A 20,798-nucleotide genomic window follows, 5' to 3' on the forward strand; every position below is an offset into this window, starting at 1 on the left:
CCTGAGACGCTTCGGCGGATTATCGGCGAGCCGGGCCCGGTGCTACGCTTGCCGCATGTTCAATCCTTCTCCCGAGGACGTGCGCCGCTTCTTCTGCGGCGTCTACGCCAAGAGCCGCCAGGGCCTGCCGATGGAGGCGCTGGAAACCATCGCCGCCGGCTGGATCGACCAGCACCCCGAATACCACGCCGACCTGGCCGATGCCGACGCCGCCGTGGCCCGCGTCTACGACGGCCAGGACGGCCGCGAGAACCCGTTCCTGCATTTGTCGATGCACCTGTCGATCAGCGAGCAATGCTCGATCGACCAGCCGCGCGGCATCCGCCAGGCCGTCGAGTTGCTGGCCGCGCGGCGCGATTCGCTGCTCGAGGCGCACCACGAGGCGATGGAATGCCTGGGCCGGATGATGTGGGAGAGCCAGCGCGCCGGCCGACCGCCGGACGGCGAGGCCTACATCGCGTGTGTCCAGCGGCGGGCCACCCAGGACTAGAACCTCACACCGGCTTCCGGCCGGGCCGCGGCTGGTTCTGGCGCGCCGCTTCCCGCAGCAGGCCCACCATCGTCGTGCACGCCGCGGAGCTGCGCGCTTCGCTGCGCAGCAGCAAACCGACCGGCTCTTCGGTGCCAGGCGTGTCGATGCGCAGCCGCACCAGCGCACCGGCCTGCAGGTCGGCGCGCACCGCGCCCAGCGGCGTGATCCAGACGGCGTCCGACGCCGCGACCAACGCGCGCGCCACCATCAAGTCCAGTGTCTGCAGCGCGTTCGGCGGCAACGCAAGGCCGCGCGCCAGGAAAAAGCTCTCGGTGTTGTGGCGCGGAATGGTGCCCTCGGCATAAACCACCAGCGGATGGGCCAGCACCGCCTGCACCGCGGCGGCGCGCTTGGCCAGCGGATGGCCGCTGCGCGCCACGAACACCAGCGGCTCGGTGTAGAGCAGTTCGAAGCTCAGGCCCGTCATCAGGCGCGGATCGCTCATGCGCCCGGCCACCAGGTCGAGCTCGCCGGCGCGCAGTTCGTCGAGCAGCACGGCGTTGGCGGCGCTTTTCACGACGATCTGCAGCGCCGGCCAATGGCTGCGCAGTCTGGCCAGCGCCTGCGGCAGCAATGCCGGTGCCACGCTCGGCAGCGCGCCGATGCGCAGCCGCTCGAGCCGCTCACCCGCGGCGGGCGCAATCGCTTCGGCGCTGGCGTCGATCGCTTCGAGCACGCGCAGCGCGTGGCCGAGCAACTGCTCGCCGGTCGGTGTCAGGCCCTGCACGCCGCGCCGGCCGGCGCTGCTGCGCTCGACCAGGCGCGTGCCGGCGAGCGTCTCGAGTTCGACCAGGGTCTTGGAGATGGCCGGCTGGCTCAGCGCCAGGCGCTCGGCCGCACGCGCAAGATGGCGCTCCTGCGCAATGGCGACGAAGCAGCGCAGGTGTCGCAACTGCACGTTGCGGGCAAAGGCAGGCGATGGCGCGGGCGGGGCTTTCAGGGGGGCTTTCAATTACCAATGCTTATTGAAATTCATCGAATCTTCAATTTACATCATTGGAAGGCGCCTCTAAAGTCAGGACTTCCCACGTGCCCTTCCCCAGGAGACAAGACATGCTCGACCGCACCAAGCAACCCCTCGCGACGCTCACGCCGCGCGACTGGGCCAGCCACCCCTCTTACATCTACCCCGGCTACAAGTCGACCGCGAAGCGCGGCCCGCTGCAGCCGCTCATTCCGCTCAAGGCATCGCTCGGCGAACTGCAGCAACCGGTGTACGGCCACAGCAGCATCGGCGAGTTCGACCACGACCTCACGCGCAACGCGCGCCGCAACGGCGAGCCGCTGGGCGAACGCATGATCCTCACCGGCCAGGTGCTCGACGAGCGCAAGCGGCCGGTGCGCAACACGCTGGTGGAACTCTGGCAAGCCAACGCAGCCGGCCGCTACGTGCACAAGGTCGACCAGCACGATGCGCCGCTCGACCCCAACTTTCTGGGGGCCGGCCGCTGCATGACCGACGACGAAGGCCGCTACCGCTTCCTGACGATCAAGCCCGGCGCGTACCCCTGGGGCAACCACCCGAATGCCTGGCGCCCGCAGCACATTCACCTGTCGCTGTTCGGCGAGCACTTCGCAAGCCGGCTGATCACGCAGATGTACTTCCCGGGCGACCCGCTGCTGCAGTACGACCCGATGGTGACCGGCACGCCCGAGAAATACCGCAACCGCCTTGTGGCCGACTTCAGCCTCGACATCACCGAGCCCGACTACGCCCTCGGCTACCAGTTCGACATCGTGCTGCGCGGTGCCGACGAAACGCCTTTCGAGAACCGCTGAGGAGCACCCCGATCATGATGAGCGCACTCGAAACCAACTTCGGCCAGACCCCTTCGCAGACGGTCGGCCCCTACTTCGCCTACGGCCTCACGGCCACCCAGTACGGCTACGACTTCGACCAGCCATTCGATTCGGCCGTGGCACTCGACGGCGCCACCGGCGAACGCATCCGGCTCGAAGGCCGGGTGATCGACGGCGACGGCACCCCGATCTTCGATGCCATGGTCGAGATCAGCCAGCCCGACGGCGACGGCCGCTACCCGCAATCGGTGGAGGAAGCGCAGCAGCGCGGCTTTCGCGGCTTCGGCCGCTGCGGCACCGGCACCGACGCGCAGAAGCGCTTCGTGTTCCACACGGTCAAGCCGGGCGCCGAGGCGCCGGGCGAGGCTCCGCACATCAATGTGATCGTCACGATGCGCGGACTGCTGCTGCACGCATTCACGCGCATCTATTTCAGCGACGAGGCCGAGGCCAACGCCGGCGATGCGGTGCTGCAAAGCGTGCCGGCGCAACGCCGCAAGACGCTGGTCGCCGAGCGCGGCGAACAGGGCGGCGCGGTGGTTTACCGCTTCGACATCCACATGCAGGGCGCGGACGAGACGGCGTTCTTCGACGTCTGAGCGGCTGCCGCCATCCAGCAAAAAGCCCGCGGTCAGCGGGCTTTTTTACGTGGCGCGGAAGGCGCTTACTTCGCGCGATGAAAGCGCGATTCCGGCACCGTCTTGAGTTCGCCCGGCAGCGAGCTGATGTAGCTGGCGAGTTGCTTCATTTCGACCGGCGAGAAGTTCTTGGCCTGGCCGCCCATGATGGCGTTGGAACGGCCGCTCATCGGATGCTGGGCCTTGTACGACTTCAGCGCCACCAGCAGGTAGTCGGCGTGCTGGCCGGCCAGCTTGGGCACGGTGCCGTCATTCGGCGTGTTGAAGTTGGCACCGTGGCATTTGGTGCAGGTGTTGTCCTTGTCGCGCGCGATGAGCGCCTGCACCGTTTCGCTCGGCGCCTTCGCGGCGGCGGCCGGGGGCGCATCGCCTTCCTGCACGCCGAGCTGGGCGTAGTAGGCGGAGAGATCGGCGATGTCCTGCTCCGTGAGCGAATCGGCAATGGCGCGCATGGTCGGGTGCTTGCGGTCGCCGCCCTTGTAGGCGTTGAGCGCCGCCGCGAGGTACGTGGCGCTCTGGCCCGCGATCTTGGGCACCTTGTGGATTTCAGGAAAGCTGGCCTGGTAGCCGATGATGCCGTGGCAACCCACGCACATCGCGATCTTCTTGCCCCCGTTTTCGGCGTTGCCCGTCACCTTCTGGGCCTGTGCCGAGAGCGTCACGCAAGCGACACCAAGGGCAAACATCGTGGTCAACAGCTTGTTCATTTTGCGCGCACAATCTCGTGGAGATACAGTTTTCAGATCAACATTTGATTATATGCGGGGGCTCATTGCGGCCCTGTGCCGAGCGCGCCGAGCGCTTCGCAACGCAGATCGGACGTGTTCTTTTTCATCCACCCAGCTCCACCTGACTCATGAAATTCAAGGGCTCCGACAACTACGTCGCCACACAGGATCTGATGCTCGCGGTCAACGCCGCCATCACGCTGAAGCGCCCGCTGCTGGTCAAGGGCGAACCCGGCACCGGCAAGACAATGCTGGCCGAGGAAGTCGCCGAGGCGCTGAAGCTGCCGCTGCTGCAATGGCACATCAAGTCGACCACCAAGGCACAGCAGGGCCTCTATGAATACGACGCGGTGAGCCGGCTGCGCGATTCGCAGCTGTCCGGCGTGGACGGCGGCGAGCGCGTCAAGGACATCCACAACTACATCGTCAAGGGCGTGCTCTGGCAGGCCTTCACGTCCGACGAGCCGGTCGCGCTGCTGATCGACGAGATCGACAAGGCCGACATCGAATTCCCGAACGACCTGCTGCGCGAAATCGACCGCATGGAGTTCTATTGCTACGAAACGCGCGAGCTCATTCGTGCGAAGCACCGGCCGGTGGTGTTCATCACCTCGAACAACGAGAAGGAATTGCCTGACGCGTTCCTGCGCCGCTGCTTCTTCCACTACATCAAGTTCCCCGATGCGGCGACGATGAAGCAGATCGTTGACGTGCACTTCCCCGACCTCAAGCAGCAGCTGCTGACGGCGGCGATGAAGACCTTCTACGACGTGCGCAACCTGCCGGGCCTCAAGAAGAAGCCTTCGACGTCCGAACTGCTCGACTGGCTCAAGCTGCTGCTGGCCGAAGACATTCCGGTCGAAGCGCTGCAAAGCAAGGACGACAAGGTTGCGGTGCCGCCGCTGGTGGGCGCGCTGCTCAAGAACGAACAGGATGTGACGCTGTTCGAAAAGCTGGTGTTCATGCAGCGCAACAACCGTTGAGCCCCGAAAAAATGAGCGCAACTCCGCATCCGACGAAGCAGCAGCTGCTGCTTGGCGTCGCACAGGCCGCACTGTTTTTGGGCGGCGCGCTGCTCGGCCGCTGGCTGGGGCTGATGCTCGGCCTCGATGCACTGGGCGCCGGCTACGGCAACAACACGATCTTCGGCATCCTGCTGATCGGCATCGGCGGCGGCGCCGGCGTGCAAATTGCCCGCGCCTTGTACAAGCGCAAGTACGGCGACCCGAGGAGCTGAGATTGGCTCTCGTCGAACCCGTGACGCTCTCTTCGCGCGGCATTGCACTGGTGCCGCTGGCGCTGGCGCATGAAGAAGGCCTGCGCGCCGCAGCCGCCGATGGCGAGCTCTGGCAGATCCGCGTGACCTCGGTGCCCGAGCCGCAAGACACGCGGGGCTACATCGAAACCGCGTTGCAGATGCGGGAGGCCGGCAACCGTTTCGCCTTTGCCGTCACCGACGAGACCACGGGCACCGTGCTCGGCAGCACCAGCTACCACGACATCCTTCCGGCCGTGAAACGGGTCGAGGTCGGCTACACCTGGTATGCCAAACGCTGCCAGCGCACCCACGTCAACACCACCTGCAAACTGCTGATGCTCACGCACGCGTTCGACACGCTCGGCTGCAACGTGGTGGGCTGGCGCACCGACAACTTCAACCATGCCTCGCAGCGCGCGATCGAGCGGCTCGGTGCCCGCAAGGACGGCGTGATCCGCAGCCATGCGCTGCGTCGCGACGGCACCATCCGCGACACCGTGATGTACAGCGTGAGCGCCGGCGAATGGCCCGAAATCAAGGCCCAGCTGCTGTATCTGCTGAACAAGCCCCGACCCGAAAAGGAGTGACGCGCCATGCTGATCGACTTCTTCTACACCCTGCGCTCGGCCAAGCTGCCAGTGTCCGTCAAGGAGTATCTGGTGCTGCTGGAGGCGCTGCAGGCCAACGTGGTCGGCCCCGATTCCGACGGTGCTTTCGCGCTCGATGACTTCTACTACCTGAGCCGCACTTCGCTGGTGAAGGACGAGAAGCACTACGACAAGTTCGACCGCGCCTTCGCCGCCTACTTCAAGGGCGTGGAGATGCTGGCCGACTTCACCAAGGAAGTGCCGCTCGACTGGCTGCGCAAGACGCTGGAACGCGAGTTCACGGCCGAAGAAAAGGCCAAGATCGAGAAGATGGGCTGGGACGAGCTCATGGAGACGCTGAAGAAGCGCTTCGAGGAGCAGAAGGAGCGCCACGAAGGCGGCAACAAGTGGATCGGCACCGGCGGCACCTCGCCCTTCGGCCACGGCGGCTACAACCCGCAGGGCATCCGCATCGGCGGCGCCGGCAAGAACAAGAGCGCGGTCAAGGTGTGGGACCAGCGCGCCTACAAGGACTACGACGACAGCCAGGAGCTCGGCACGCGCAACATCAAGGTCGCGCTGCGGCGGTTGCGCAAGTTCGCACGCGAAGGCCACGAGGAGGAGCTCGACCTGGATCACACCATCCAGTCAACCGCCGCCAACGCCGGCTACCTCGACATCAAGATGCGGCCGGAGCGCCACAACAACGTCAAGGTGCTGCTGCTGATGGACGTGGGCGGCACGATGGACGAGCACATCCAGCGCGTCGAAGAACTGTTCTCGGCCGTCAAGACCGAGTTCAAGCACCTTGAGTTCTATTACTTCCACAACTGCGTGTACGACTTCATGTGGAAGAACAACAAGCGCCGCTTCTCCGAGAAGTTCGCGACCTGGGACATCCTGCGCAAGTACAACAAGGACTACAAGCTCATCTTCGTCGGCGACGCGACCATGAGCCCCTACGAGATCCTGCAGCCAGGCGGCAGCGTCGAGTACAACAACGAAGAGGCCGGCGCCGAATGGATCCAGCGCCTGACCCACGCCTTCCCCAAGTTCGCCTGGATCAACCCCGAGCCCCAGGGCGTCTGGCAGTACCGGCAGAGCATTGCCGTCATGCAGCAACTTGTGTCGCATCGCATGTTTCCGCTCACGCTCAAGGGCCTTGAAGAGGCCATGCGCCTGCTCTCGAAGTAAGCGACGAGCGCGCATTCCCTTGAAACTGGAGGTCATAGGCCGTTAGATGACTTGTTACGCTAGAGACTTGTCGTTACATTAGTACTTTGTAATCACATTTCGACGGGCACTTCCCCGCGTACCATCGTGTACATATCGCCTCAAGAATCCAAAGCCGTCGGTTCGGTGCCCCAGCCAAGCACGTTGCCGGAAGCCGACTCCGTCACCATCCGCGGCGTGCGGCTGCCTCTGCACGAGCTTGTCGATCGACAATTCTTCCAGCCTGAGCGCCGACAGGCGCTGCGGGATCAATTGCAGGCCGGCAAGCCGTTTCCGCACTTGGTAATCGAGGGCCTTTTCAACCCCCGCCTGCTCGAACTCGTGGCCGAGGAATTCGAAGCACTGCCGGGTGCCGAGTGGGCCGATGTCAAGAGCCATTACGAATCCACCCGGCGCTCGGTGCTGGGCGCGCGCCTCGGGCCGGCCTCGCAGCTGTATGTCGATGTGGTCAATTCGGGCTGGTTCACCGAATGGGTGTCGTCGATCACCGGCGTGCCCTACCTGCTGCCCGACCCCAAGCTGTTCGGCGGCGGCCTGCACGAGAGCCGCCCCGGCGCCACCTTCGCGGTGCACCGCGACTTCAACCTGCACCGCCACCTCGGACTGAAGAACGAGATGGTGTTCATCACCTACCTCAACAAGGGCTGGCAGCACGAATGGGGCGCATCGCTCGAACTCTGGGATGCCCAGCGCGAGCAATGCGTCACGCGCGTGTTGCCCGAGTTCGGCCACACGCTGCTGCTGCCGCACAGCCCGGTCAGCTATCACGGTCATCCCGGCCCGATGCAACCGCCCGACGGTCGGCCGCGCCGCTCGATCACGGCTTACTACTACACCAGTCCCGACGCCGGCAAGACGCGCGAAGACCAGGTGTCTTCGGTGTTCCTCAAGATCCGCCGCTTCGACAAGCTCAAGCGCGTGGCGCAGATGGTGGCGCCGCCGATTCTCTGGTCGGCCGCGCGCAAGTTGGCCAAACGCTGAAGCGTCTTCCCGCCGTGCCCGCGCGCTGCAGGCGGGCGGCCGCATGCTGTCAGAATCGGGCGGATGCGCAGGGTGGCCCCCTTCATCACGCCGGCATGGATGCCGGCGTTTCTTTTTGCGAGTGCCCTTGCGTTGCAAGGGTGCAGCTTTCTGCCGGCCCGGCAGGAAGCACCGGCCTCGGTTGCGCGCCCCGTCGGCGACCCGGGCGGTGAGGACAAGGCGGCCAAGGCACGCGACGCATTCAGCGTCGAGGTCAAGGCACCCGACGCGCTGCGCGACCACCTGATCCGCCACCTCGAACTGCAGCGCTACCGCCAGATCGACGACCTCGGCAGCGCCGAGCTTTCGCGCCTCATGGTCGCGGCCGAGGCCAACGCGCGCGAGTTGCTCGGCACCCTTGGCTACTTCGCGCCGACCCTGACGCTGGAACTGCGCGAAACACCCGACGCCGCCGCCCCGCGCGAGGTACTCATCACCGTCGAACCCGGCCAGCCCGCCCGAGTGAAGCAGGTCGAGATCGGCTTCGCCGGCGCGGTGGCCGATGACGCCAGCGCCGAGGGCCAGCGCAACACGGTGCGCGCAGGCTGGACGCTGCGGCCGGGCCAACCCTTCAGCCAGCAAGCGTGGGACAACGCCAAGTCGACCGGGCTGCGGGCGCTGACGGCCAGGCGGTTCGCCACCGCCAGCATTCGCAGCAGCCGGGCCGACATAGACGCCGACAGCGCGAGTGCCCGCCTGGAAGTCGGGTACGACTCGGGCCCGGCCTACCGTTTCGGCCCGTTGCAGGTTCGCGGCAACGAGCGCTACAACCCCGACGGCGCCCGCCGCATTGCGCGCGTGCCCACGGGCAGCGACTACGACCAGCAGAAGCTGCTCGACGCGCAGCAGCGCCTGGCGAGCAGCGGCTACTACGACTCGGTCTTTCTCACGCTCGACACCGACGGCACCGACCCGCTCACCGCGCCTGTGATCGCGCAGGTGCGCGAGGCGCCGCTGCAGAAAGTGGTGGCCGGCGTCGGCTTCACCACCGACAGCGGCGCCAGGCTCAGCGTCGACCACATCCACAACCGCATGCCGCTGCTCGGCTGGCGCGCCGTGTCCAAGCTGCTGATAGACCAGAAAACCAAATCGCTCGGCACCGAGTGGAACGCGATCCCCGACGACCACGGCTGGCGCTGGTTCAGTGGCGGCGAACTCAAGCGCGACAACTCCGGCGACTACGAGGTCGACAGCGGCCGGCTGCGCGGCGGCCGAAGCAAGGCCAGCGACCACATCGACCGCAGCTACTTCCTGCAGTACGACTACGCCCAGAACAAGGGCGTAAGCGCGCCGCCGTCGGCCTCGGCAGTCAGCGTCAACTGGAGCTGGACGGGCCGCTACTTCGACAATCCCGCCACACCTTCGCGCGGCCACGGCCTCGCGGTCGAGCTCGGCACCGGCTACACGCTGACCGGGCAGCAGTTGCCGTTCGTGCGCAGCTATGTGCGCTGGCTCGGCATCGTGCCGCTCGGCACGGTACAGGCGGCCGACGGCACCGAGGCGCGCCGCAGCCGGCTCGCACTGCGTGCCGAGGCCGGCGCCGTGATGGCGAGCGACGCAGCACAGATCCCCAGCACGCTGCAGTTTCTGACCGGCGGCGACACCACCGTGCGCGGCTACAGCTACCGGCAGATCGGCACCGTCAACGCCAGTGGCCAGACCATGGCCGGCCGCTACCTCGGCGTGGCCAGCGTCGAATGGCAGCGCCCGTTCGTCTACCAGGGAAAAATGACCGACTGGGAGAGCACGATGTTCGTCGACGCCGGCGCAGTGGCCGACAAGGTCGGCCTGCTCAAGGCCAAGGTCGGCGTCGGCGTCGGCGCGCGCTGGAAGAGCCCGGTCGGTCCGGTGCAGGCCGACGTCGCCTATGGCGTGGACACGAAGAAGCTGAGGCTGCATCTGCGGCTCGGCTTCAACTTCTGAGCCGGTCGATGCAACCCGAAGCGCCCGACGCAAAGCCTTCCCTGCCTGACACGCAGCGCCGCTCGCGCATGCGCCGGGCATTGCGCGCCGTAGCCTGGACGTTCGGCGGCATGTTGGCCCTGCTCGCGGTGCTGGTCGCCACCGGCTGGTGGTGGATCGGCTCGAACCAGTCGCTCGCCTTCACGCTGGCCCGGGCCGCGCGCTACCTGCCGGCGGATCAGTCGCTCGAGAGCCGCGAGGTCAGCGGCTCGCTGCGCAACGGTGGCCGCATCGGCTTTTTGCGCTGGCAGAGCCCGACGCTCGCGGTCGAGGTGCACCAGGCCACGATCGGCTGGAGCCTTCGGCCGCTGCTGAGCCGCCAGTTCAAGCTCGGCGAAGTGCATGCCGCGCTGATCACCGCGGAGCGGCGCGGCCCGCCCGACGACAAGCCGCTCGAGCCGCTCGAGCAGCTCGCGCTGCCGATCGAGATCGACCTGCCGTTTCGCGTCGACACGCTGCGCTGGAACGGCCCGCCACCGCTGCAGGCCGACCAGCTAGCCGGCCACTACCGCTACGCCGGCGCGCAGCATGTGGTGCAGCTCGACGGCGTCGACATTGCCGACGGCCACTACAGCGGCAAGCTCAAGCTGCAGGGCCCGGCGCCGATGGCGATCGAAGCGGCGCTCGATGGCCGCGTGCGCGCGCCGCTCGACCAGGCGCACAGCATCGACGTGCTGGCCAGCGCCAGCATCCGGGGCGCGCTGGCCGGCCGCGACGCGCGCCTGGCCGTCGCCGCCGACCTCAAACCCGCCCTGCAGGACGAAGCCAGACCGATGCAGGCGCAGCTGGTCGCCAACCTCGCGCCCTGGCTGCCGCAACCCGTGATCGACGCCAAGGCCGATCTTCAGAACGTCGACCTGGCGCTCCTCTGGCCCCAAGCACCGGCGACCTTGCTGAGCGGCCAACTGATCGCCGGGCCCGATGCGGCCGCCGGCCCGAACGGCTGGCAAGGCACGGTCAACATTCGCAACGCCGATCCCGGCCCATGGGATCGGGGCAAACTGCCGGTCGAGCAGGTCGAAGCCAAAGCCGGCTTCGACGGCACCCGCTGGACAATCCCGCAAGCCACGGTGCGCGCCGGCAGAGGCCGCATCGACGCCGAAGGCCGCTGGAGCCCCGCGCCCGAACCCTGGCAGATCAAGGCCACGGTCCAGGACGTGCGCCCCGGCGAGTTGCACACCCAGCTGGCCGGCGCGCGCATCGACGGCCGCCTGAGCGCCGAGCAGCGCGGTGAGGCCTTGCTGTTCGACCTGGCGCTGAATGCCGACGGCGGCGCGGGCGCAGCCGGCGCGCTGCAAGGCCTGCGGCTTGACCGCGCCGTGGCCCAGGGCCAGTGGCAAGACCAGGTGCTCGACCTGCGCACCTTGCGCATCGACGCACTGCGCACCCACATCGACGGCAAGCTGCAGCTGCGCGTGGCCGAGCAGGCCGGCAGCGGCAAGCTGCAGATGACCTTGCCGGGAGGCAGCGCCCAGATCGACGGCCGCATCGCGCCGGCCCAGGGCGCGGGCGAACTCAAGGCCCAGGTTGACGACGCGGCCATGTTGCAGAAATGGATCGAGCAGTTGCCCGGGCTGGCCGATGCGTTTGCCGGCACCACGGTTGCAGGCAACGCAAAGCTCGACGCGCGCTGGCAAGGCGGCTGGCAGGCCGTGCAGCGCCGCCTGCAAAACATCGACCAGCCGGCCGCAGCGCGCACCGCCGAGCCGACGCTGCAGGCCACGCTGGCCGCGCCGCGGCTGGATCTGAAGCTGCCGCCGCCCACCACGGGGCCGGCCACGGCGGTTCAGTTGCGCGGCCTGCGCGCCGAGCTGGCCGGCAGCCTGGCGCATGCCACGCTGTCGCTGCAGGGTGAAGCCGGCAGCGGCACGCGCAAGTTCACGCTCGACACCCGAGCCAGCGGCGGACTGGTGCGCGCCAACCAGTGGCAGGCGGCGCTCGCGAGCCTGAAACTGCAGGCCCAGGACAGCACCGTCCCCAGCCCCTGGACGCTGGAACTCGGCCGCCCGGTCAGCGCCACGATCCGCACCGGCAGCGACAAGCTCGACATCGAAGCCACGGCCGGCAGCGCCACCTTGCGCGGCCCGGCGCCGGGCACCGTGCGGCTCGACTGGCAGCCGGTGCGCTTCAGCCAGAGCGGCGCAGCACCGAACCGCGCGAACCGTGCCTATCGCCTGCAATCGCAGGGCAAGCTGCAAGGCTTGCCGATGGCATGGGCCGAGGCGCTAGGCGGCAACAGCGCGTTGGCCGATCTGGGCGTGAGCGGCGACCTGCTGTTCGATGGCGACTGGGACATCGATGCCGGCGACACGCTGCGCGCGCGCGCCCGGCTCGCGCGCCAGAGCGGCGACATCCGCGTGCAGGCCGGCGAAGCCGCGCTGATACGCCGGCTGCGCAGCACCGGCACCGGAACGGCGAGCGAGATCACCACCGACTCGGCCGGTGCCGGCCCGAGCACGCCGGCGGGCGTGCGCCGCGCCGAAGTGAGCCTCGACGCCCAGGGCGACACGGTCAAGGCCCAACTGGCCTGGGACAGCGAACGCGCCGGCCAGATCAACGCCGAAGTCAGCACCCGAGTGCAGCAGCGCGCCGGCGGCTGGCAGTGGGCGGAAGACGCACCGCTGGCCGGCAAGGTCACGGCCCGGCTGCCGAACCTCGGCGTGTGGTCGATGCTGGCGCCGCCGGGCTGGCGCATCGCAGGCACGCTCGAGGCCGACGCCACCCTGTCCGGCAGCCGCGCCGCGCCGCGCTGGAACGGCATGCTCGGTGCCGACAAGCTGGCCTTGCGTGCGCAGGTCGAAGGCCTGGACCTGCGCGACGGCCGCCTGCGCGCCAACCTCACCGGCGACCGGCTCGAGCTGACCGAGTTCACGCTGCGCGGCGGTCCCGGCAGCAGCACCCGCATCCCGGGCCAGGGCGGCAACCGCAGCACCTCTGCGAGCGAAGCTGCCAGCGACGGCGGCACGCTCTCGGCGCGCGGCACGGTGAGCTGGGGCGCAGCGACGCCGTCGGCCTCGGGCATCCGCATGGCGATGCAGGCCCAGCTTCGGTCGCTGCGCCTGCTGGTGCGCACCGACCGCCAGGTCACCGTCTCCGGCGACCTGCAGGCGCGGCTCGAAACCGGCCAGATCACCCTGCGCGGCGACCTCAAGACCGATCGTGCCGTGATCATCCTGCCCGACGAAACCGCGCCCAGCCTGGGCAGCGACGTGGTGGTGCGCTCGGCCGCGAAAGACCGCGAGGCGGCCGCAGCCGCCAAGGTTGCGCAGCAGAAGGCAGCACGCGAAGAAGCGCGCCCCGCCGCAGCGCAAACAGCCAAGCCGCCGGACATCGCCGTCAACTTCGACCTCGGCGACGACTTTGCGGTGCAGGGCCGCGGCATCACCACGCGGCTCGAAGGCAAGCTCGACATCCGCAGCGCCGGCATGGGCACGCCGCCGCGCATCACCGGCGAAGTGAAAACGGTCAAGGGCCAGTACCGCGCCTATGGCCAGCAGATGGACGTGGAAACCGGCATCGCGCGCTTCAACGGCCCGTTCGACAACCCGGCGCTCGACATCCTCGCGATCCGCCCCAACATCACGCAGCGGGCCGGCGTGCAGATCACCGGCACTGCGCAGTCGCCCCGCGTGCGCCTCTACTCCGAGCCCACGCTGTCGGACGCGGAGACTCTGTCATGGGTGGTGCTCGGCCGCGCATCGGCCAGCAGCGGCGGCGAGGCAATGCTGATGCAGCAGGCTGCCCTGGCATTGCTGAGCGGCATCGGCAAGGGCGGCACCGGCGGCGGCATCGCCAACCGCTTCGGGCTGGACGAGATCGGCTTCAAGGGCCCGGGCAGCAGCGGCGACCTGAAAGGCTCGGCCATCACGCTCGGCAAGCGCCTGTCACAGGACTTCTACGTGACCTACGAGCGCAGCCTGGCCGGAACGCTCGGCACGCTGTACATCTTCTATGACCTCACCAAGCGCCTTACGCTGCGCGGCCAGGCGGGTGTTCAGAGCGGCGTCGACCTGATCTACACGGTGCAGTACGACTGAGCAAACGCCAGACCCTCCTGCACCCTGGCGCTACGCGACCCGACGCGATGGGAATCTCAGCTGCTTGAGCCAGCGGCGCGCGCCATTGGAGAGTGGACGGTCGATAAGACGGTAGATCAACGAACCTGCCGCCAAGGCACATGCGATCGTGAAGATCGCGGTAAAGGTATTCTTTTCGATACCCGTCCTTGCAAAAAGGATTCGCTCGACAATTCCAACGACAAACATGTGCGAGAGGTAGGTGGCATAGCTCGCGTCGCCGATATGGACGAGAACCCGCAGAACGGACGCACGCAAGGTCTTGAGGGCACCCTCCAGCTGGAGTGCCAAAAGCAGGATGAGAGCGCTTGGGACACCGGCAGCAAAGAAGCGCTCGACTCGGGCTTCCAACACGGCGAGAAGCACAAAAAGCGCCAAAAGCGCAGCACAAATGACCTTCTTGGGGATCTGCGGCACCCTCACCTTTTCATAGACCACATAGCAGAGCATGCCGAGGATGAACTCGAGCCAGAGCGTCGTATGAAAGAACGTGTGCGCGAGGCTTTTGGGTTGGGCCAGGGCACCGAGGAAAAAATACGCGAGCAGCATTGCGCTGAGCGGCCAGAAGAAAGCACGCTTGCTGACGGAAAGGACGCCCAGGATCATGAAGTAGAAGAGCATCTCGTAGTTGAGAGACCAGCCCGGCATCAACATTGGAACCATGAACCCGTCAGCCCGAAGGTAGGGGATGAACAGGAGGGACTTCAAGTAATCGGCCAGGTTGGCAACCGTCGTCCCCATCAGTTGCGGCGCCAGCCAGGCGGTGATCAGCACCATGGTGGTCACGGCCCAGTACAGCGGCACAATCCGCGCAACGCGCGCGGCAAGAAAGCTCGCAGGGGTCGTGTCCGGACGCCGCACGATCATGTACATCACGAAGCCGCTGATGACGAAGAACAAGTCGACCCCGAAGGTGCCGAATAGCGGCGCGGTGAAGGTGTGCGCATAGACCACACTTGCCGCCGCCACGGCCCTCAGGATCTGAAGCGAATAGATCTGTCCGGAAATTTGATTCACGTGCATGCTCACAAGATGGTCGTGCCGCTGCCGGTAGAAGTGCCTGAAGGCACCGAGGCGGCCGGATGCTTGGGCAGCCCTACGATAATGCAAATTTGATACTTTTGTTAACTTTTTGATCCAAACACTTTCGCAACGCTTAGGGTTACCTCTCGGGCGAAAGCAGCACCTAGAATCGCGTGGGCTCAGTCAACGGCCTGCGTCTTCGTAGTTCAATGGATAGAACGGGGTCCTCCTAAGACTCAGATACAGGTTCGATTCCTGTCGAAGGCACCACCCGCTGCGGGATCCCGCTTTGGCCAGCATGCCAAGCGAAATGCGATAGTCATTGCGTATCGGCAGCGCGCTGCCTGCACTCTCCATCACCCAGGATCCAGCATGAAACTCCACGTTGTATCTGCGTACCCTGAAGCCGTATGGGGCAAGTTTGCGGCCGATTGGCTGCGCGAGTCGGCCGCGCTCGACGTCCACGGGCAGCACACGATCACCGACGATCCGGACTCGGCCCACGCGATCCTGTTCATGGAAGGCCATCCGGGGCAGGACATGTTCATGGAGAGAGTCTTCTGGCACCCGCTGCGGCGGCGCCATCCTGAGAAGACCTTTCTGTATCACGACTGGGACTACGCTTTTCCGCTCGTGCAAGGGGTCTACCCTTCCATCCGGGCGCCCCACCACAGAGCCGGGCTGTCGGCGGGCGGCGTGTACCTGGCGCGCATCGAGGAAAACAAGGCAGTGACCCGTGCCCGCGACCTGCGGGTGGAGCAGGATCTCCTCTACTCCTTTGTCGGCTCCTACAACTGCGCGGTGCGCGATCGAATTCTGCACGCCAAGGTTCCCAACACGCAGGTGGTCAATACGGCCGGCCGATACGCGTGGCAGCTGGGGCCCGAGGAGCGCGCCCGGTACGAGTCCGAGTACGTCGAAACCTGTGCCCGCAGCCGCTTCATCCTGGCGCCGCGGGGCATTGGCCCGAGCACCTACCGCCTGTTCGAAGCGATGGAACTGGGGCGCTGCCCCGTGATCATTTCGGACGATTGGGTTGCACCGCCCTTCATTCCCTGGGACACCTTCAGCATCCGGGTGAAAGAGAGCCAGCTCGACGAGCTTCCGCGAATCCTGGCCGACAAACCCTACAAGGAACTGGGCCGACTGGCACGCGAGGCGTGGGAGCAGTTTGTCGACCGACCGCATGCCTTCCACTATCTGGCCGAGTCCATCCAGCTGATCCTCAACGAGAAAAAGCAGGGTGCGTCACAACGGAACCCCTACCTCGCGCTGATGGCGTCCGACCTCCGAAACCTCTATATGCGAAACAAGCTGAGGGTCGCAAAGAGAAAGCTGAAGTCGCTTCTCACAAAAGCCCAGGGTGCGGGCGCCGCTGCATCAGGCTGAGGCGGCCGCCGCCTGGGCCGCGACGAGTGCGACCACGCGCTGCGCCTGATCGCCGACACGCTGGCGCATCCGCTTCACCCGCACGCCACGGTGATGTGATGTAGGCACCCGCCGACGCGGGTGGATTGCATTTGCTGGCAGCGTCTACGCGGGGGCCACCTAAGCTGAACTCACATCCACACACCGGAGACGTTCATGAAAAGCATCATCCTCTGGCTCTGCGGCGTGCCGATCGTCGTGATCATCGGCCTGAAGGTTTTCGGAATTCTCTGAGACAGAGAACGCCCCAACAGATTCCTCCTCCCGGCGCATCACTGCGCCGTTGTACAGCGCCCCTCGGGGCGCTGTTTTTTTTGGCGGGTCAGCCCAGCGTTTCGCGCCGCAGCTGCTGGACGTCTTCGTGCAGCGAGCGGGCCCAGGTGCGGCGCTCGCGGCCCTGCGCGGACTGAGGCTCCCCGAAACGCACGATGGCCAGCAGCGGCGGCGCCTGCAGCGTGCGCCAGAGCGAGGTCGCCAGGTTGTCATCGTCGATGTAGCGCGCCGCGGCGCTGCTCTCGCCCGTGGCGGCATCGGCGAAACGCAGCGCCGCCGGCTGCACCGGCGTACCCGAGGAGATCGCGGCCTGCAAAAGGTTGGCATGAAACGGCAGCAGCCCGTGACCGTCGCTGGTGGTGCCTTCGGGAAAGATCGCCACCAGGTCGCCGTTGCGCAGCGCCTCGGTCATGTGGTGCACCACGCGCACCGCATCGCGACGCCGATCACGCTCGATGTAGAGCGTGCCGGCCCCGGTGGCGAGCGAGCCGATCAGCGGCCAGCGCCTGACTTCGGCCTTGGACACGAAGCGCACATGCTGCGCCCCATGGATCGCGAGGATGTCGAGCCACGAGAGGTGATTGCAAACCAGCAGCATCGGACCCTGCGCCGCCGGCGTGCCCTGCACGACGAGCCGGATGCCCAGCACTTCGAGCATCTCGCGCGCCCAGCGCCGCACCCTTTCGCCGCGCTGCTGCGGCGTCATCCGGTCGAAGGTGCTGCGGATGATCCACCAGCCCGACAACGCATGCGCGATGGCACGCAACAGCTTCCAGCAGGCCGATAGATTACGCATCGGCGATCAGGCCTTCCGCCGGGCCGCCCCAAGGGAGGCCTGCGCCCCCCCGGGGGGCAGCGAATACACGAAGTGATGAGCGTGGGGGTTCATGTCAGGCCTTCCGCCGGGCCGCCCCAAGGAAGGCCGACGCCCCCTCGGGGGGCAGCGAATACACGAAGCGTGAGCGTGGGGGTTCATGTCAGGCCTCGTGCACCACGCGACCGCCCACGAGCGTCAAGCGCGCCCTGCCCCGCAGCGCATAGCCGGCGAACGGCGTGCTCTTGCCCTGGCTGCGCAGGGCTTCGGGCCGAACCTGCCATTCGTGATCGGCGTCGAACACGCAGAGGTCAGCCTTGCCGCCGGCTGTGAGTTGGCCGATGCCGGCCCTGCCGATCAGGCGGGCCGGCGCGCTGGTCACGACCTCGAGCGCGCGGCGCAGGCCGGCGCCGCTGCGCTCGCCCCACTGCAGCGCGAGCGGCAGCAGCAGCTCGAGCCCGGTGGCGCCAGCTTCGCTTTCAGCGAACGGCAGCGTCTTGGCATCGGCTTCGACCGGCGTGTGGTCGGACACCAGCGCATCGATGGTGCCGTCGGCCAGCGCGGCCGACAGCGCATCGCGGTCGCGCTGTTGCCGCAGCGGCGGGTTCAGCCGGGCCTTGCTGTCGAAGAAGCCGATGTCGGTGTCGGTGAGGTGCAGCGAATTGATGCTGACGTCGACCGTGAGCGGCAGGCCGGCCGCCTTGGCCTCGCGCACCAGTTGCACGCCGGCCGCGCTTGAAAGCCGGCACACATGGACGCGCGCGCCGGTGCTCTTCATGAGTTCGATGATGGTGAACAGCGCTATCGTTTCTGCCGCCACCGGCACACCGGCGAGGCCCAGCCGCGTGGCGAGCGGGCCGCTGGCAGCGACGCCCTTGCCCAGATCGCGATCCTGCGGCCGCAGCCAGACGGTATGGCCGAAGGTGCTGGCGTAGAGCAAGGCACGCTGCAGCACCTGCGTGTCGGCCAGCGCGACGTCGGCCTGACTGAAGCCGATGCAGCCGGCTTCGGTGAGCGCTGCCATTTCGGTCAGCACCTCGCCGGCCAGGCCCCGCGTGAGCGCGCCGAGCGGGAACAGGCGCGCGCCCTTCAGCTTCTCGGCGCGAAAGCGCAGCATCTCGATCAGGCCAGGCTCGTCGAGCACCGGATCGGTGTCGGGCGGGCACACAAGGCTGGTCACGCCACCCGCGACCGCCGCGGCCATCTCGCTGTCGAGCATGCCTTCGTGCTCGTAGCCGGGCTCGCGCAGGCGCGCCGCAAGGTCGACCAGGCCCGGCGCGACGATGCAGCCGGATGCGTCGATCGTGCGCTCGGCCTTGAAATCACCTGCAATGTTGTCAATGGCCACGATGGCACCGTTGGCAATCGCGATCGACCCCTTTTTGTCGAAGCCCGAAGCCGGATCCACGACGCGACCATTGGTGATGAGGATGTTCATGCGTCTGTTCCCGCCACGATGCTCATCACGGCCATGCGCACCGCGATCCCGAAAGTGACTTGCGGCAGGATCACGCTCTGCTTGCCGTCGACCACGGCCGAGTCGATCTCGACGCCGCGGTTGATCGGGCCCGGGTGCATCACTATCGCGTCCGGCTTGGCCAGTTGCAGCTTCTCCTGCGTGAGCCCGTAGGTCTTGAAGAACTCCTGCGACGACGGCAGCAACGCACCGCTCATGCGCTCGTTCTGCAGGCGCAGCATGATGACCACGTCGCAGCCCTTGATTCCCTCTTCGAGCGTGTGGCAGACACGCACGCCCATCTGCGCCATGTCGGCCGGCACCAATGTCTTGGGGCCCACGACACGGACTTCAGCGCAACCGAGCGTGGTGAGTGCATGGATGTCGGAGCGCGCCACGCGCGAGTGCAGCACGTCGCCGACGATCGCGACCGTGAGGTTCGCGAAGTCCTTCTTGTAGTGCCGGATCGTGTACATGTCGAGCAGCCCCTGCGTCGGGTGCGCGTGGCGCCCGTCGCCGGCATTGACCACGTGTACGTGGGGCGCGACGTGCTGCGCGATCAGGTAGGGCGCGCCCGATTCGCTGTGCCGCACCACGAACAGGTCGGCCGCCATCGCGGAGAGATTGGCGATGGTGTCGAGCAGCGACTCGCCCTTGGTGGCCGAGGAGCGCGCAATGTCGAGGTTGATCACGTCGGCCGAGAGGCGCTTGGCCGCGATCTCGAAGGTGGTGCGCGTGCGCGTCGAGTTCTCGAAGAACAGGTTGAACACGCTCTTGCCGCGCAGCAGCGGCACCTTCTTGACCTCGCGGTCGCTCACACTGGTGAAGTTGGCCGCGGTGTCGAGGATGTGCGTGACGATGTCTTTCGGCAGGCCTTCGATCGACAGCAGGTGCAGCAGCTCGCCGTTCTTGTTGAGCTGGGGATTGCGCTTGTAGAGCATCAGGTGTTGTCCTCGACCTGGAGGCTGAAGGCGCCGCTCTGGCTGCGGGCGAGCGCGAGCAGTTGGGTGTCGGGCAGGGTCAGTTGCGTCGCGGCAAAGTCCGCAGCCACGGGCAGCTCGCGCCCGCCGCGGTCGACCAGCACCGCCAGCCGCACACAAGCCGGCCGGCCGAAATCGAACAGCTCGTTTAGCACTGCGCGGATGGTGCGGCCGGTGTAGAGCACGTCGTCGAGCAGCAGCACGTCGGCGCCGTTCACGTCGAACGGCAGCGCGGTCTGCGCGCTGGCCGAGAGACCACGCCGTGCAAAATCGTCGCGGTGCATGGCCGACGAAATGATGCCGGGCGCACCGGCCAGGCCCAGGTCCTTCTGCAGCCGCTCGACCAGCCAGGCGCCGCCCGAGGTGATGCCGACCAGCCGGGTGTCGGCGCGCATCAGCGTTTTCACGCCGGACAGCAGCGCGGTGTAGAGCGCCTCGGCGTCGGGGATCTTGCTCACGGGAGGTTCCTCAAAAATTGCTCCAGGATGATGCAGGCCGAGGCGGCGTCGGCATCGCGCGCGCCCGAGGCGATCGCCTCGGTGGTGCTGTAGCGCTCGTCGACTTCGTACACCGGCAGCTTGAAACGGCCGTGCAGCTGGCGCGCGAAACGCTGCGCCTTGTCGGTGTTTTCGTGGCGTGCGCCATCGGGGTGGTAGGGCACGCCAACCACCAGCGCATCGGGTTGCCATTCGCGGATGCGGGCTTCGACCTGGGCGAAGCGCGCATCGCCCTCGGCCTTGATGGTGGCTTGAGGCGATGCAGTCTTGAGCAGCCGGTTGCCGCTGGCGACGCCGGTGCGCTTCTGGCCATAGTCGAAGGCCAGGAAGCTCTGGAAATGGGCGGGAACGGAAGCGGCAGCCTTTTCAGGAATTGCCGGACTGTTCATCGATCCACCCGCGAAGGAGTGAGGTTGCGGTCGCGGGGGGCGCCGCGCCCGGCCGCCCGAAGCGGCCGGCCCGCCCCCGGCAGGGGGTTGGCGAAGCGACACGA

The 20,798-nt window shown here is 67.0% G+C and carries 19 protein-coding genes and 1 tRNA gene; 12 read left to right on the top strand and 8 right to left on the bottom strand.

What is annotated here, in order from left to right; all coding sequences use genetic code 11:
• Positions 1-55: 55 nt before the first annotated feature.
• The gene (locus ACSFA8_RS17055) at positions 56-490 is read left to right on the top strand and encodes a DUF1841 family protein (protein ID WP_435480684.1); all 435 of its coding nucleotides are present in this window, start codon (positions 56-58) and stop codon (positions 488-490) included.
• 4 nt (positions 491-494) lie between these two features.
• Here ACSFA8_RS17055 and ACSFA8_RS17060 read toward each other — a convergent pair whose 3' ends face one another.
• Positions 495-1,472, bottom strand: a complete 978-nt coding sequence (locus ACSFA8_RS17060) for a LysR substrate-binding domain-containing protein (protein ID WP_435480707.1) — start codon at positions 1,470-1,472, stop codon at positions 495-497.
• Positions 1,473-1,585: 113 nt separating this feature from the next.
• Between ACSFA8_RS17060 and pcaH the strand changes: the two genes are divergently transcribed.
• Positions 1,586-2,311, top strand: a complete 726-nt coding sequence (pcaH, locus tag ACSFA8_RS17065) for a protocatechuate 3,4-dioxygenase subunit beta (protein WP_435480685.1) — start codon at positions 1,586-1,588, stop codon at positions 2,309-2,311.
• An 11-nt stretch (positions 2,312-2,322) separates the two neighbouring features.
• A complete protein-coding gene (gene pcaG / locus ACSFA8_RS17070; RefSeq protein WP_435480708.1) occupies positions 2,323-2,931 on the top strand; it encodes a protocatechuate 3,4-dioxygenase subunit alpha in 609 nt (202 codons plus the stop codon).
• Positions 2,932-2,996: 65 nt separating this feature from the next.
• Here the strand turns inward: pcaG and ACSFA8_RS17075 are convergent, their stop codons facing one another.
• The gene (locus tag ACSFA8_RS17075; RefSeq protein WP_435480686.1) at positions 2,997-3,677 is read right to left on the bottom strand and encodes a c-type cytochrome; all 681 of its coding nucleotides are present in this window, start codon (positions 3,675-3,677) and stop codon (positions 2,997-2,999) included.
• Positions 3,678-3,826: 149 nt separating this feature from the next.
• Here ACSFA8_RS17075 and ACSFA8_RS17080 point away from each other — a divergent pair, with 149 nt between their 5' ends.
• From ACSFA8_RS17080 to ACSFA8_RS17110, 7 genes are all read left to right on the top strand, one after another.
• Positions 3,827-4,681 carry an AAA family ATPase gene (locus tag ACSFA8_RS17080; RefSeq protein ID WP_435480687.1) on the top strand — a complete coding sequence of 285 codons (855 nt, stop codon included), beginning with the start codon at positions 3,827-3,829 and terminating at the stop codon, positions 4,679-4,681.
• An 11-nt stretch (positions 4,682-4,692) separates the two neighbouring features.
• Positions 4,693-4,935 (top strand): hypothetical protein, encoded by a 243-nt coding sequence (locus ACSFA8_RS17085; protein WP_435480688.1) that lies wholly within the window; start codon positions 4,693-4,695, stop codon positions 4,933-4,935.
• 2 nt (positions 4,936-4,937) lie between these two features.
• Positions 4,938-5,543 carry a GNAT family N-acetyltransferase gene (locus ACSFA8_RS17090; protein ID WP_435480689.1) on the top strand — a complete coding sequence of 202 codons (606 nt, stop codon included), beginning with the start codon at positions 4,938-4,940 and terminating at the stop codon, positions 5,541-5,543.
• 6 nt (positions 5,544-5,549) lie between these two features.
• On the top strand, positions 5,550-6,737 hold the full coding sequence (locus ACSFA8_RS17095) for a vWA domain-containing protein (RefSeq protein WP_286621424.1): 1,188 nt from the start codon (positions 5,550-5,552) through the stop codon (positions 6,735-6,737).
• 165 nt (positions 6,738-6,902) lie between these two features.
• Positions 6,903-7,757 carry a 2OG-Fe(II) oxygenase gene (locus ACSFA8_RS17100; RefSeq protein WP_435480690.1) on the top strand — a complete coding sequence of 285 codons (855 nt, stop codon included), beginning with the start codon at positions 6,903-6,905 and terminating at the stop codon, positions 7,755-7,757.
• A gap of 63 nt (positions 7,758-7,820) precedes the next feature.
• Positions 7,821-9,719, top strand: coding sequence for an autotransporter assembly complex protein TamA (locus ACSFA8_RS17105; RefSeq protein WP_435480691.1), 1,899 nt, complete (start codon positions 7,821-7,823; stop codon positions 9,717-9,719).
• Between the two features lie 8 nt (positions 9,720-9,727).
• Positions 9,728-13,795 (top strand): translocation/assembly module TamB domain-containing protein, encoded by a 4,068-nt coding sequence (locus ACSFA8_RS17110; RefSeq protein WP_435480692.1) that lies wholly within the window; start codon positions 9,728-9,730, stop codon positions 13,793-13,795.
• A gap of 30 nt (positions 13,796-13,825) precedes the next feature.
• Here the strand turns inward: ACSFA8_RS17110 and ACSFA8_RS17115 are convergent, their stop codons facing one another.
• Positions 13,826-14,851, bottom strand: coding sequence for an acyltransferase family protein (locus ACSFA8_RS17115; protein WP_435480693.1), 1,026 nt, complete (start codon positions 14,849-14,851; stop codon positions 13,826-13,828).
• A 201-nt stretch (positions 14,852-15,052) separates the two neighbouring features.
• Here ACSFA8_RS17115 and ACSFA8_RS17120 point away from each other — a divergent pair.
• Positions 15,053-15,127, top strand: a tRNA-Arg gene (locus ACSFA8_RS17120).
• Between the two features lie 102 nt (positions 15,128-15,229).
• Positions 15,230-16,246 carry an exostosin domain-containing protein gene (locus tag ACSFA8_RS17125; RefSeq protein WP_435480694.1) on the top strand — a complete coding sequence of 339 codons (1,017 nt, stop codon included), beginning with the start codon at positions 15,230-15,232 and terminating at the stop codon, positions 16,244-16,246.
• Positions 16,247-16,607: 361 nt separating this feature from the next.
• On the opposite strand, the gene ACSFA8_RS17130 is transcribed toward ACSFA8_RS17125, so the two are convergent.
• From ACSFA8_RS17130 to ruvX, 5 genes are all read right to left on the bottom strand, one after another.
• The gene (locus ACSFA8_RS17130) at positions 16,608-17,354 is read right to left on the bottom strand and encodes a lysophospholipid acyltransferase family protein (RefSeq protein WP_435480695.1); all 747 of its coding nucleotides are present in this window, start codon (positions 17,352-17,354) and stop codon (positions 16,608-16,610) included.
• Between the two features lie 181 nt (positions 17,355-17,535).
• Positions 17,536-18,810 carry a dihydroorotase gene (locus tag ACSFA8_RS17135; RefSeq protein ID WP_435480696.1) on the bottom strand — a complete coding sequence of 425 codons (1,275 nt, stop codon included), beginning with the start codon at positions 18,808-18,810 and terminating at the stop codon, positions 17,536-17,538.
• Positions 18,807-19,769: an aspartate carbamoyltransferase catalytic subunit gene (locus ACSFA8_RS17140; RefSeq protein ID WP_286621394.1), complete on the bottom strand. Its 963-nt coding sequence runs from the start codon at positions 19,767-19,769 to the stop codon at positions 18,807-18,809. The genes ACSFA8_RS17135 and ACSFA8_RS17140 overlap by 4 nt, the downstream gene beginning before the upstream one ends.
• A complete protein-coding gene (gene pyrR, locus ACSFA8_RS17145) occupies positions 19,769-20,266 on the bottom strand; it encodes a bifunctional pyr operon transcriptional regulator/uracil phosphoribosyltransferase PyrR (RefSeq protein ID WP_435480697.1) in 498 nt (165 codons plus the stop codon). The genes ACSFA8_RS17140 and pyrR overlap by 1 nt, the downstream gene beginning before the upstream one ends.
• Positions 20,263-20,694, bottom strand: a complete 432-nt coding sequence (gene ruvX, locus ACSFA8_RS17150; RefSeq protein WP_435480698.1) for a Holliday junction resolvase RuvX — start codon at positions 20,692-20,694, stop codon at positions 20,263-20,265. The genes pyrR and ruvX overlap by 4 nt, the downstream gene beginning before the upstream one ends.
• Between the last annotated feature and the right edge of the window lie 104 nt (positions 20,695-20,798).

Source organism: Variovorax nitratireducens (assembly GCF_051216545.1).
Taxonomy (GTDB): domain Bacteria; phylum Pseudomonadota; class Gammaproteobacteria; order Burkholderiales; family Burkholderiaceae_C; genus Variovorax.

What these genes read in the sequence shown, in the direction of transcription:
- ACSFA8_RS17140 (WP_286621394.1), bottom strand. Translation starts at nt 19,769, where the DNA reads ATGCTCTACAAGCGCAATCCCCAGCTCAACAAGAACGGCGAGCTGCTG.
- ACSFA8_RS17055 (WP_435480684.1), top strand. Translation starts at nt 56, where the DNA reads ATGTTCAATCCTTCTCCCGAGGACGTGCGCCGCTTCTTCTGCGGCGTC.
- ACSFA8_RS17110 (WP_435480692.1), top strand. Translation starts at nt 9,728, where the DNA reads ATGCAACCCGAAGCGCCCGACGCAAAGCCTTCCCTGCCTGACACGCAG.
- ruvX (WP_435480698.1), bottom strand. Translation starts at nt 20,694, where the DNA reads ATGAACAGTCCGGCAATTCCTGAAAAGGCTGCCGCTTCCGTTCCCGCC.
- ACSFA8_RS17075 (WP_435480686.1), bottom strand. Translation starts at nt 3,677, where the DNA reads ATGAACAAGCTGTTGACCACGATGTTTGCCCTTGGTGTCGCTTGCGTG.
- ACSFA8_RS17105 (WP_435480691.1), top strand. Translation starts at nt 7,821, where the DNA reads ATGCGCAGGGTGGCCCCCTTCATCACGCCGGCATGGATGCCGGCGTTT.
- ACSFA8_RS17080 (WP_435480687.1), top strand. Translation starts at nt 3,827, where the DNA reads ATGAAATTCAAGGGCTCCGACAACTACGTCGCCACACAGGATCTGATG.
- ACSFA8_RS17095 (WP_286621424.1), top strand. Translation starts at nt 5,550, where the DNA reads ATGCTGATCGACTTCTTCTACACCCTGCGCTCGGCCAAGCTGCCAGTG.
- ACSFA8_RS17125 (WP_435480694.1), top strand. Translation starts at nt 15,230, where the DNA reads ATGAAACTCCACGTTGTATCTGCGTACCCTGAAGCCGTATGGGGCAAG.
- ACSFA8_RS17130 (WP_435480695.1), bottom strand. Translation starts at nt 17,354, where the DNA reads ATGCGTAATCTATCGGCCTGCTGGAAGCTGTTGCGTGCCATCGCGCAT.
- ACSFA8_RS17135 (WP_435480696.1), bottom strand. Translation starts at nt 18,810, where the DNA reads ATGAACATCCTCATCACCAATGGTCGCGTCGTGGATCCGGCTTCGGGC.
- ACSFA8_RS17085 (WP_435480688.1), top strand. Translation starts at nt 4,693, where the DNA reads ATGAGCGCAACTCCGCATCCGACGAAGCAGCAGCTGCTGCTTGGCGTC.
- pcaH (WP_435480685.1), top strand. Translation starts at nt 1,586, where the DNA reads ATGCTCGACCGCACCAAGCAACCCCTCGCGACGCTCACGCCGCGCGAC.